The sequence below is a fragment of the Dokdonella sp. genome (genome assembly GCF_049593775.1).
GTDB lineage: Bacteria > Pseudomonadota > Gammaproteobacteria > Xanthomonadales > Rhodanobacteraceae > Dokdonella.
Window position 1 is genome coordinate 1 of sequence record NZ_JBAWHJ010000006.1, and the last position, 8,538, is coordinate 8,538.

Sequence of the window (8,538 nt, forward strand, 5' to 3'; positions counted from 1 at the left end):
GGCAACGAGCGATCCTCGGAAAGTACCCGGGATCCCCCGGCAAACAGGATGATGTTGAACCGATCAGTCGGCCTGAGGCTGGAGAACAGATCGCGGATCAGTTGCTTGGACACATCCAACGGCTGGCCATTCATCGATCCGGAGACGTCGATTACGAAGATGAATTCCCTGGGCGCGACCATTCCTTCCGTAACGCGCGCCGGCGGTTCGGCCAACATGAGGAAGTAGCCTCCATCACCTTCAGGAAACGTGAGCATTCCGGTCTGGATGGCGTCACCTGCGAGGGAGTAGCGCAGAACGTAGTCAGCCGCTCCGGCCTTCAGAAATGATTCCTCCGAAAGGTTGACGTCCGCCTCCATCGTGGAGGAATACGCCACTTCGACCTGGTGGGAAGGACTGACCACGTCCTTGAGCGGAATGGCACTGAGGATGCGCGCATGGATGCTGAAAGCGTAGTCGACGACTTCACTGTCGGATGATGTAGACACCGGAAGTGTCTCGCCGTAGCGCTGACCCAGGGTATTCGGAAACACGAACTCGTAGCTGCCACGATCCGGAATCAGGAGTTCGGTGTATTTGAGTTCCACTTCGATCCTGTCGCCAGGAAGAACATTGGCAACATTCATGCGAAAAATGCTCGGATCCAATTGCTCCAGCAAGCTGGCCGTCTTGCCTTCTGAACGCGCAGCCTCGTAGGTCTCCCTCGCCTTCTGCTTTTCGGCGATGTTCGCCTTGATGGTCCGCTCACCGACTTTCATCGTCAGCCCATAGACAGCCGCACGCGGCGAGCCGGGAAATACATACAGGGCTTCAACCGGGACATTGCCGCGGTTCTCATAAACTTGTTTTACAGTTACATCAGCGATCACCCCGGCTACGAGTACCTCAACCTGGGTTGAGGCGAGTGGCAGATGCTCGACTTTTTCGCCGACCACAGTCAGATACGGCGCTTGAGTGTGTTCGGGTGCAGTTGCCAATACCTGGAGTGCAAGAACCAGCATTCCGAATCCGATCGACCAGCGGAGCATTCCTGGCATGACGCGATCTCCTGCATTGATTTTTTCTGCTCCTGAACGTTTACCAGACGGGTGCCGCAGCCGCAAGAGAAAGATCTGAACATTGCAAGGAAGGATACGCATCCAGTGATACTCCTCTGCCACCGTGGCCATCGGTTGCGGAGTGGTCGCGGGGCTCCCGCAGTCCGGTCGTCGTGAACAGAAAGTTTCCGGTGATCTGCAACCCGCCAGGAGCAAACCGGGGTTGATCAACGGAATTGCCTTCAACGGGAATACTGATCTGCCTTGGAAGATCCAGCGCAGTTGAGGGTGCCATTTTCTGGGGCCTCATCTATTACGCCAGGATTTCCGAGAGCGGATTCGATACGGGCACTGGGAAGCAGTTCGGTGGCTATTCAATCGCTCGCTGGAGAGCTTGCAAGGCATCGCGAAAAATTACGGCCTGATTCTGCGTCTCATCGCGAGCTCCATAGACGAGGGTGATTGCCTTGTCACCCGCGGATTCAAGCAATTCCGACATCCGCTTCATTTGCCCTGGCGCATCAAGCCACAGCAGATATCTTTGGCGAAATTCGTCCCAACGCTCTGGCATGTGCCCGAACCATTTGATCAGGTCCGGCTCAGGGGCGAGCTCGCGAGCCCATTCGTCTAGCTTCAGACTTTCCCTGCGGCGGCCTCGTGGCCAGTAGCGATCGACAAGCACACGGTAGCCGTCATCCGCGCCGGGTTCATCGTAGGCGCGCCTGATCCGGATAGCGCGAAGCTGTACAGCAGTTCGCCTGGTCATCACGAATCCTCCGACGACACGTCAAGCAATCGACCTGCCCGATATCGCAGGGATGGCAGCAATGCATCCTCGAACCACGGGTTGCGCTTGAACCAGCCAACATTTCGCGGAGATGGATGCGGCAAGGGCAAATACCGCGGCGCGAAGCGCGCGTAGGCGGCAACGGTGGCGCCAACACCTGCTGACGAATCCTTGCCAAGAAAATGCCGTTGCGCGTATTGGCCAATCAAAAGCGTCAGCTCGATGTTGGGCAACCCGGAAAGCAACTGGTCCAGCCAGAGCTCGGCGCATTCGCGGCGGGGAGGCAGATCCCCGCTCACTCCCTTGCCGGGGTAGCAATACCCCATTGGAATAATAGCTATGCGCTGCGGGTCGTAGAACACTTCTTTTTCAACCTGAAGCCAGTCTCGCAAGCGGTCCCCACTGGGGTCATCCCAGGGAATGCCACTGGCATGCACGCGCGCACCAGGTGCCTGGCCGACTATCAGCAGACGAGCGCCTTTGCCTGCCTGCACGATCGGGCGTGGGCCATGTGGCAAATGGACGGCACAGTGGCGACATGCGCGGACAGCACGAAGAAGAGCATCCAGATCAGCCTGGGAGACGCGTCGATGCGGCGCTGTGGGCTTGACTTCGCGAATCATCCGAGCTCAGGCCCTTGGAACGATACCCACTGCCCGTCCAGAAGGCACGACTTGGATCGATGGACATGAAGGGAAATGGCGTGGCTTGCGACGATCATGACCCCGAATTCTGCGTCTCATCGCCGCCGTAGTGCAAACCAACCCCCAAGCACGTGCAGGCCAAGTCCAGAAGGCCGTCATGCGGTGGCGGCTGCGGCCCGAGGTGCCGTACGTATCAACCACGCGGCAAACAGCCCGGCGGTCACGTACATGATCAGTGAATAGATGGCCGAAGCGATCGCCGCTTCCGGAAGGGACAGCACCTGCAATGCGATGAACATGGAAAGCGTGCTGTTGTGAATGCCGATCTCATAGCCGATAGCGATGGCTTGCGGGCGTGGCAATCGGGCCAGTCTGGCGACACCGTAACCACTACCCAGGCTGACAAGGTTGAAGGCCAGACAGGCCATGCCAACGATTGGCGCGTAAATCAGGAACAGTGTCCATTCGGACGCAATGGTCAACACGATAAGCGCAGCAAGGATCAGAGTGGATGTCACCCGGATCGGGCGCTCGGCAGCGGCTGCCCAGCGAGGACGCCAATGGCGCACACCCATGCCGATCAGCACGGGAACGATGACGAATACGGCGACCTCGACGACCTTGCGTGTTGGCGGAGGCACCACCCCCTCACTACCGAGGAAGTACTGCATTGCGAACGCGGCCCACAAAGGTATCGTGACCAAGGCGATGATGCTGTTGATGGCAGTGAGACTGACGTTGAGTGCTATATCGCCACGTGTGAGATGACTGAACAAGTTGGCAGTAATTCCACCTGGTGAAATCGCCAGCAGGACCAAGCCGAGACCTAGCTCACCTGGCAGATCAAAAGCCCGCGCAAGCAGGAATGCCACTGGCGGCAGTGCCAGCACTTGAATCACCAGAGCAAGGATGACAGCTCTTGGCATCGACGCGACACGACGAAAGTCGGCAATGCCCAGATGCAGGCCAAGGCCGATCATGATCGTGCCAAGTGCCAACGGGAGGAATATTGTCAACAGCGGATTATCGGCCATTGGTATATCCAGTTTCGGATCATCGAGACTATCATTTAGTTTCCATGCCGGGCAGTGTCAGTGAGGACATCGCTTGAGAACAATCAAGTGCGCCGATCACGCGCCAACTACCGCAAGCCCGGCATACCCATATGCAACCATCCATTGCTTTCAGATTTCAGGCTCGGCAACTGCGCTGAACTGTCGAATCCCTTGTCACTTGCGTGCGCCAGAAAGTCCATCACCCCTTCATCCATCAACGGTCAACCATGAACCCCATGTCCTCGAGCCTGATCCCCAGCGCTGCAACAAGTTTACGTACCGCTCTCGTCACAGCGCTGCTGGCAGCAATCTGCGCCAGTTGTGGTTCCGCTAGTGAGTATCCGAACCAAAACGAGGTCGCCCGACATCTCGAGCCCGGATGCAGTCTGGTTTCCATGGAGGGATTCGAACCGATTGCCACCACCGAATCAGATGGCCGGGAGATCATCACTCGATACACGGCCAACTGCGTATCAGCGAGTGACAACCAGGCTCATCGTGCAACCGGGTCGATGTCTCTTCGTGAAAAGCGTGGCTCGTTGGGGAGCCGATCATGGTTGCTGCTGGAAGACTCCTTGCTGACCAATGCATCCCCATCACCCGCGCCCCAGAATGCACCTGGCGCGAACGGTACGATGGCGATCGATCAAACCTACTCCGACGCACCCGAGTGCAACGCTCTGACGCGGCGTATTGCCGAAGAAATGCTGCCTTGCATGCAGAGAGTGGCCCCTGAAAAGGCAGAACTGCTGCAAGTGGCGATCAACAATCAGCGGAATGCTACCCGACTGAGTGTCGATCTCGCTGACAGCAGGAACGTGCTCATGCAGGTGGAAGAAGCCTGCAGGAACTATTGGCGACAAATGCAGCATCAGCTAGACGGGAATGCCCCAGAGGGCGAGTGCTTGCTGGACCACTAAGCGATATCTCTCGACAGTCCCCTGGCAGAAATGGCGGCCAGTGATCCGCGCGCCCCGACTCTTCACCTCTTGTTGCAGACGACGACCGTTGAAGGCCGAATTGCTCTCGGCGCATCGAGTCTGGGTGCGATCACCCCGCAGCACCGGCCGAGGCGCCGACTCCCGCCATAACTGAAGTGCCGCTGCAACTATCGGCGCAACGAATCGAACCTTGGCATGTCTGTGAGTCACTGCTTGTCCAATCCCAGCGTGGTTGCGGGCGGCTGCACAACAGGCTGGCTCGTTGGATACAACGGGGAGGTCACGGCAGGTTCTGGTCAATCACGCAACGACGTTAGACTTGGTGTCGTAAACCTGGACGTGGAAAAGAACTTGAATCCGGAAAACGGTGAGCAGACTGGACAGGCGATGCCATTTCGTTTCGCTGATTGCGTGCTCGATGTCGCCAGCAGAACACTGGTTCGGCGTGGCGAACCGGTCGAGATCCAGGCCCAGGTTTTCGATCTGCTGCACTACCTCGCCCGTCATCCCAATACGGTTGTCAGCAAATCGACACTGCTCAATGAAGTCTGGGGCAATATCCATTTGACCGACACGGCCATCACCCAGGCCGTGCGCAAGGTGCGCCAGGCGGTCGGCGATGATGGACAGCGCCAGCATGTGATACGGACGGTTCATGGGCAGGGTTTCAGCTTCGTTGCTTCGGTCGAGCGTGGTCCACCGGCTCAAAGGCCCGCATCAGGCGGAGATCCGGCACGGCACACGCCGGCTACTCTGCCAATTGCCTTGAAGTGGCTGCTGGCGGCCTGTCTCCTCTTGCTTGTCGGGGTCGGTATCTGGCAGCTCGCAAGTGACAGGGAATCCGCGTACCCGTCAAACTCGATTGCCGTTTTTCCGTTCGCAAACCAGACGGGCAATCCTGACCTGGACTGGTTGCAGCGCGGACTTGCCGACACGGTAGGCATGTTGCTTGAGCAATCGGGCACTGGCGTACTACGCGTACTCGATCAGGGCAACGAGTTTGCTGCCAGTCGATCGGACATGGTTGTCCGCGATGATCAACTCGCATCACGTGCTGCGATCATGGGTACGGATTTTGGCTTGGTCGCCACCATCGGCTTGAGTTCGGAGCAGTACGTCGTCGAATGGCGGATAGCTCGGTCCAACGGCACAACCCTGCGCGGTTCATTCACCTCGACGTCGGCTGCGACCCTGGCCCGACAGTTGGCCGAACAGGTGCTGGGCGCAATCGAAAGTCGGCCGCAGGTTCCAGTCGCAGCCCTGCCCATGTTGAAAGATCCCCTCGCACTGGAGCTCTATGCACGCGGAACCGAAGCGCTCTATCAGGATGATCGGGAACAGGCGGTCGCTCTACTGACAGCAGCGCGTGCCCGCTCTCCGCATCTGCCCATGTTGCAAGTGGCCCAGGCCATCGCCGAATTCGATCCCATGAATGTCGAAGCGTCTTTGGACCGCTATCGCACAAGCCTCGACGCGATGCCCGTGGAAGCCAGGCAAGCCCGCATCCAGCTGGAGTATGAAATCGGCACACGCTCCTGGTTTGCAGGCGCAATCGGCCAAGCCGAAACCTTGTTGCAGGAGGTAGTGGCGCAAACGAAGCCCGACGAGACCCTGCACGCGAGTGCATTGAACAGCCTTTCACTGGTGCTGCAATCGCAGTCGCGCTATGACGAGGCATGGGAGCACGCGCGACTTGCCGAAGTGCGGTTTCGCGAGAAGAACAATCCCTACCAATTGAGTATGGTACTGACCAATCTGGGCTACATGGCCGAGGACCTCGGGCGCCTCAGCGAGGCGCGAGATCAGCACCAGCAGGCACTGGATATCCGTGAGCAGTACCACTTTCCGTCCTTGATCGCTGCATCGCAGTATGGATTGGCGCGAATCGAGAGACGGCGCGGCAATTTCGAACAGGCCGACGCCCTGCTTGTGCAATCCCTCGCAACCGTGCGCGAACTCAAACTCCCTTTCGACCTATTCGACAATCTCGAAGAACTCGCCGAGCTGCGCATGCACCAGGGTCGATTCGATGACGCACATGCGGCTTTGCAGGAGGCCCGCGCACTGGCAGTCTCCGGTGCTGATCCCTTGGGCATCGCCTGGGCCGACGAAGTAACTGCGCGCTTGCATTTGCGCACCGGATCCGTGAATGACGCAACGATCACCATGATGGAAACCGCGCTGCTGGCATTCGAATCATCCGGTGATCTGGAAAACCTTCTACTCGGCAGAATGGAGCTTGCGGAACTCTACTTCGCGACACGGCAGCACGAACGCGCCACAGCCCTGCTGCTAGCCATTGCTCCCGAAGGTCAGCTCGCAAACCCTGCCATGAATATTCACTGGAGCAGGCTCAAGGCGAAGTCATTCCTATGGCAGGGCAAACGCACTGAGGCCATCGGGGTACTGACTGCAGCCATGCGTTCCGCGCGCAATACCGGCGTACTCGACCTGGAGGCCGAGCTCGCGCTTGAGCTCGGCCACCTCTCGGTGGAGGACGCCGATCTGACCGGTGCCAGGCGCTATCTCGCCATTGCCGAAGCGTGGTCCGGCGAATACTACCGAACCCGGGATCTGGCAGTCGCGCTCGCGCAAGCAGAGGCGCACCCGGAACAACCATCAGCTATTTGATTTCGGCATTGTCAGTTCGAGGTATCTCCCTCAAAACCATCAGCAAAAATGAAATCGTTTGCGTCGATGAAGTTCGCCGTCACCGAGTTCGTCTGATCGATCAGAACAATGCAACTTCCCTGCCCGCTGCAGTCGCCACTCCACTCGGAGAACTGACTGCCCGGCGACGCTACCGCGCTCAGCTGCACAACACTGTTCTCAACGAAATCCATCGAGCATTCATTCGGGCAATCGATGCCCGGAACATCACTGCTCACCGAGCCACTTCCGGTACCAGCCAGGATCACGCTCAAGGCAAATTCACCAAGATCCACGCCTGGTTGATACTCGATCGCACCACTGTCGCATTTCGAGATGCCGCCACTGCTGCCGTCGACCGGTCGCGGAAGCCCACGTTGATCCACCGTCACATTGGCGCCGAAAAAGCCGGTGCAATTGTTGGCAGGGCCAAAATCCACCGCTGCACTTGAAGGCAGTGGTGGCATGGTTTGCAACTCGAATGCGGTCTGAGGCACGCCATAGCCACCGAGCGGCAACAGACGCGGGTCGGCGACGATCTGGTCACTCGCCGTGTTGGCACAGGTGCCGCTGCCATCGAGGTTGGAGCCAAGTGAGGTGTACGCCGAATTGAAATCAAAGCTGCAATCGAGGTCTGTTGCGGACGCTGACCAGACTATGCTCGAGCGCAAACTGACGCTGCATCCGTTGCATGCGAAAATAGTCGCGGCGCTCGCTTCACCCGACACGTGATCCTGACTTGAAGTTCCCGCGCCATTCTCATGAAAGGTGCTGTACTGAATGGCTACCGAGGTCGTACCGAAGGTCCTGATGGCGCTTCCGTACCCGGGGTCGCCAGCGGAATTGCCGGCAAAGGTCGAATTGCTCATCAACACGTTTACGTAGCTGAATGACGCGGCACCACTCAATCCACTCTCATTGGTGATGAAGCTCGATTTTTCGATCTGCACGATTGGCGCATTGGATGTTGATGGCGCACTAATCGCTATTGCGCCTCCGCTATTGTCGGCCTGGTTGTCGATGAACTGGTTTCGACTCAAGCTGATCGTCGCAACGCCATAGATGGACAGCGCGCCACCGCTGCCGTCACTCCAGTTGCCGTCGAACAAGCTGTCGCTGATCGAGATCGTGGACGGAACCTGTCCACCGCTAGCCGGAAACGCAAACACCGCGCCGCCGCCGTCTTCACCGTAGTTGTCGAAAAAGTGGCAGCGATCAATCTCCAGGCGGGAGTCGGCATTGCCGATCAATGGACCGGCGCTGATCGCCCCACCACCTCCGTTAAACGTTCCGTTCTCGACGAAGTTGACCTCTTCGAAGCGAAACTTGTTGCCTTGCACGAGCTGCGCGGCACCGCCGCCAGCGCCGTTGGCTGTACTGGTTGAGCGCCCGTTCTGCAGGGTCAGTTTGCGAATCGTGAAATCG

At 58.3% G+C, this 8,538-nt stretch carries 6 protein-coding genes; 1 reads left to right on the forward strand and 5 read right to left on the reverse strand.

Annotated elements, in window-relative coordinates:
• The 4 genes from WBP53_RS00135 to WBP53_RS00150 all read right to left on the reverse strand — a co-directional run.
• A partial coding sequence (locus WBP53_RS00135; protein WP_423924714.1) for a VIT domain-containing protein occupies window positions 1-1,037 on the reverse strand: 1,037 nt, incomplete at its 3' end.
• A gap of 370 nt (window positions 1,038-1,407) precedes the next feature.
• Complete coding sequence (locus tag WBP53_RS00140; RefSeq protein ID WP_423924716.1) at window positions 1,408-1,803, reverse strand: DUF488 domain-containing protein; 396 nt, start codon at window positions 1,801-1,803, stop codon at window positions 1,408-1,410.
• On the reverse strand, window positions 1,803-2,318 hold the full coding sequence (locus WBP53_RS00145) for a uracil-DNA glycosylase family protein (RefSeq protein ID WP_423924718.1): 516 nt from the start codon (window positions 2,316-2,318) through the stop codon (window positions 1,803-1,805). Before WBP53_RS00145 ends, WBP53_RS00140 begins: the two co-directional genes overlap by 1 nt.
• A 305-nt stretch (window positions 2,319-2,623) precedes the next feature.
• Window positions 2,624-3,502 (reverse strand): bile acid:sodium symporter family protein, encoded by an 879-nt coding sequence (locus WBP53_RS00150; protein WP_423924720.1) that lies wholly within the window; start codon window positions 3,500-3,502, stop codon window positions 2,624-2,626.
• Between the two features lie 1,175 nt (window positions 3,503-4,677).
• Between WBP53_RS00150 and WBP53_RS00155 the strand changes: the two genes are divergently transcribed.
• On the forward strand, window positions 4,678-7,095 hold the full coding sequence (locus tag WBP53_RS00155) for a winged helix-turn-helix domain-containing protein (RefSeq protein ID WP_423924721.1): 2,418 nt from the start codon (window positions 4,678-4,680) through the stop codon (window positions 7,093-7,095).
• 11 nt (window positions 7,096-7,106) lie between these two features.
• On the opposite strand, the gene WBP53_RS00160 is transcribed toward WBP53_RS00155, so the two are convergent.
• The coding region (locus WBP53_RS00160) for a choice-of-anchor Q domain-containing protein (protein ID WP_423924723.1) at window positions 7,107-8,538 on the reverse strand (1,432 nt) is incomplete at its 5' end.